Consider the following 4,076-nt stretch of genomic DNA (forward strand, 5'->3'; position numbering starts at 1 on the left):
TGGCACGCCGAGCCTCATCGGAAAATTCAGCCTCCGGAGTAAAGATTGGAATTGGCGCCGAAACACCACCGCCAATGTGATAAACGCCGCCGCCGGTGTTGCCGCCGGTACCCGGTCCGTATCCATTCCCGTTCCCTGAGCCAAGCCCCCCGCCGTAGCCGCTGCCCATACCTCCGCCCCCGCCCGAACCGTTAGAGGCCAGTTGCACATTGGCGGAGTTCTTTACGCCAAAGTTCAGCATCTGCGGGTTATCTGGCAGGGTGATGTCCTTCTGCACATTGATCGCTGGCGTAAAAGCGAGCTTCGGCTTTTCCAGGATCGGGACCATCGGAGGCGTAATTGGATCCTTCATCCGCGGGGGCAGCTTGCCCTTCAAGGGGTCAACAATGTCATGCGAACCGCCACCGCCACCGCCGCCCGCCGGTGTGGCCAGCTTGGGCGCCTTCAGAATGTCGCTCACATCCACGCTGGTCAGGTTCATTGCCGGCTTCGTCACGGGATGTATAAAGGTCAGCCCGAGCCAGATTGCCAGCGCCAGTATTCCAAGATTGATAAAACTCGATGTCCCGACAGCCCAGGGATTTGCCTTTACCGCCATCCGGTCCGGCACCGGGATCGGCTTTGATGTCAGAACCAGCGGTGGAAGCTTTGGGGGAAAAAAGACGTCGTGGATATTCTCGTAGAGATCTTTCCAGATCGGCTTTTCGTCGAACGCCTTCCCGAGGAACGAGTCAAGCTCGTGACCTTCCATCGAGGGCAAGTCGTCCTTTGTCTCTGAATCTGGCTGGATTAAAACGTCATTTGCCATATTTGCCGATGTTGGCCCATTTGGCTGGGGCGGCCATAATTGGCCATCGCCCGCCTCCCGGTCCATCTCTCCATTATGCTCGACATTACCCGTCTTTGTCTTTAGATGAGAAGACGCCGGGTCGGGGGTTGTTGTGTTCTCCAGAGACTCGTATTTCCCGGAAATGAGAGCTCCCATAAACGATAGACGGAGTCCGGCAAGAGTTGTTACCTAAATTTTCTCTCCCGCTCCTTTACACTAAATATTCACGATCTTCTTACCGTTCTCATGGGAGTTCAAATGTCTCCAGCGCCGGAGTTGAAGGCGACCTTAACCTTGCCGCAAACCACCTTTCCGATGAAGGCCAATCTGCCTCAGAATGAGCCCCTTCGGCTGGAAAAGTGGGCTGCGCTTCGCCTCTATGAAAAGTTGCGCGAAACCTGCGCCGGCCGCCCCGCATATTTGCTCCACGATGGACCTCCGTACGCCAACGGTCCCATTCACCTCGGCCACGCCCTTAACAAGGGATTGAAAGACTTTGTCGTCAAATCGAAAACCATGGCCGGCTTCGACTCCCCCTATGTCCCGGGCTACGACTGCCACGGCCTGCCCATTGAGATCAAGGTCGACGAGCAGCTCGGCCGCAAGAAGCTGGAAATGCCGGTTCCTGAGGTGCTCGCCGCCTGCCGCGACTACGCGCAAAAGTACGTTGACCTGCAAACCTCCCAGTTCGAACGCATCGGTTGTTTTGGCCGCTGGGACAAGCCTTACATGACCATGGCACGCGACTACGAGGCTCGCACCCTCGAGGCCTTCTACGGTTTCCTTGAGAAGGGCTTCGTCTATCGCGGACTCAAACCCGTCTACTGGTGCATCCACGACCGCACCGCCCTTGCCGAAGCTGAAGTCGAGTACGAATCACACACCAGCCCATCCATATATGTGCGCTATCGGCTGACCTCATCCCCCGAAGCGCTCGATCCTGCGCTCGCAGGCCGCGAAGTCTACACCATCATCTGGACCACAACCCCATGGACTATACCCGCCTCCATGGCCGTCGCTTTCCACCCTGACTTCGAATACGTCGCGTTCACTGCCAGTGGCGACCCAAAATTGCCCGGCTCGCCATCGGATCCCGTCTACATCGTGGCCGCCGAACTCGCGCCTGCCGTCATCGCCGCCTGCAAACTTGGCGCGACCTCAGAACTAACTCGCTTCAAAGGCAGCAATCTCGAGCACACTACTTTCAAGCACCCGTTCCTCGAGCGCAGCATTCTCGGCGTGCTTGCCACCTATGTCACAGCAGATCAAGGTACGGGCGCCGTCCACACTGCACCCTCTCATGGCGCCGACGACTTCTACACCGGCCAGCGTTACGATCTCGACCAGACCTGCCGCGTTGATGCCGCCGGTCATCTCCATGTAGACCCTTCCGCATGGCCTCTTACATCGCTCCCTCCCTTCGAAGGGAAAAAGGTCTGGGCCGCCAATCCCATCATCGTTGCCATGCTCGAGGAGTACCGCGCCCTGCTCGCCGTCTCCGATCTCGAGCACTCCTACCCGCACTGCTGGCGCTGCCACCATCCCGTCATCTTCCGCGCCACCGAGCAGTGGTTCATATCCCTCGAAACTCCGATGAAGCGCGCCGACGGGTCTGAAACCACGTATCGCCAATTGTCTATCGAAGAAATCGACAAGGTCGTGTGGGATCCCTCGTGGGGCAAAGAACGCATCACCAACATGATCGCCACCCGCCCCGACTGGTGCATCAGCCGCCAGCGTATCTGGGGTGTGCCCATCGCTGTCTTTATGTGCGAGGGCTGCAGTCAACCCATCATCGACCCGGCACTCGATCGCAAAATCATCGACCTCTTCGAACGCGAAGGCGCCGATGCCTGGCACACCACGCCCATCACCGATCTGCTTCCCGCAGGCACAAAGTGCTCGCACTGCGAAGGGGTCACGTTCCGCAAGGAAACCGATATCCTCGACGTCTGGTTCGATTCCGGCACAAGCTGGTTCGCCGTCTGCGAATCCGATCCCGACTTGCGCGCAATCTATAAAGCCTTTCAAACCGGAAGCGGCACGGAGCGTCAGGGCACGACTTCAGTCGTGCCGAACGATGCGAAAAAGACTGATGGGACTTTAGCCCCTGAGGTCCTGTACCTCGAAGGGGGCGATCAGCACCGCGGCTGGTTCCACTCATCGCTGCTCACATCGGTCGCTCTTCGTGGTCGCGCGCCCTACTCGCACGTCGCCACCGCCGGCTGGACCCTCGATGAACAAGGTCGCGCCATGTCGAAATCGCTCGGCAACGGCGTAGACCCCGTCGACATCGCCCAACGCATGGGTGGCGAAATCGTTCGCCTCTGGGTAGCGTCCATCGACTTCCGCGAAGACATGGCCGCCAGCGAAAACCTGATGCAGCGCTGCGCCGAGCTCTATCGCAAGCTGCGCAATACTTTCCGCTTCCTCCTCGGCAATCTCAACGGCTTCGATGCCGTGCGCGACCGCATCCCCGAGTCGGATCTCCTGCCGCTCGATCTATACATGCTCGCCCGCACCCGTGAACTCAGCGAGAAAATCCAAGCCTGGTACGAGGCATTTGAATTTCATCGCGTCTACCAGGCCGTCAACGAATTCGCCATCGTCGACTTGAGCTCGTTCTACCTCGACATCCTCAAAGACCGTATGTACACCTTCGCGCCGACTTCGGTTGCTCGACGTTCAGCGCAGACAGTGCTCTGGCAGATCACCGAAACCCTCGTTCGTCTCGTAGCGCCGATCATGAGCTTTACCGCCGACGAAGTGTGGGAATACCTTCCAGCCACCGCCGGCCGCGAAGAGAGCGTCCACCTCACGCTCTTTCCCAAACCAGAAGAGATCTATTCGCAAGACCCTGCGAAGTTGCTCGAAGAATGGAAACAGATCTTCAACCTTCGCGATAGAGTCATGCTCGTTCTCGAAGAGGCGCGCAAGGAAAAACACATTGGAAAAGGGCTTGAGGCCGATGTGGAGATTCGCTTCTCCAGTGAATTGCTGAACGAACTGACCGTATGGAACAAATACTCCACGAGTCTGAAAGAGATTCTGAACGTATCTAAGGTTACGCTTATCGACGCCCCATCGAACAAGATCACCGCTCTCCCTGCCAGCGGCTACAAATGCGCCCGCTGCTGGAACTTCATGCCCGAAGTCTCCAACTACGGGATCTGGCAAAACGTCTGCACCCGCTGCCAAGGCGCTCTCAAGGAGATGGGCATCAACCCGCCGGAGGCCGCTCAGTGAG

The 4,076-nt window shown here is 58.1% G+C and carries 2 protein-coding genes; one reads left to right on the forward strand and one right to left on the reverse strand.

From position 1 onward, the window contains the following. Positions 1 to 874: energy transducer TonB (locus WA354_RS08685; protein WP_472812611.1), on the reverse strand; the 874-nt coding region annotated here is incomplete at its 3' end. 213 nt (positions 875 to 1,087) lie between these two features. On the opposite strand from WA354_RS08685, the gene ileS reads away from it, so the two are divergent. Next, on the forward strand, positions 1,088 to 4,075 hold the full coding sequence (gene ileS / locus WA354_RS08690) for an isoleucine--tRNA ligase (protein WP_472812612.1): 2,988 nt from the start codon (positions 1,088 to 1,090) through the stop codon (positions 4,073 to 4,075). Position 4,076: the final 1 nt, after the last annotated feature.

The sequence above is a fragment of the Occallatibacter sp. genome (assembly GCF_049802275.1).
Lineage (GTDB): Bacteria > Acidobacteriota > Terriglobia > Terriglobales > Acidobacteriaceae > Telmatobacter.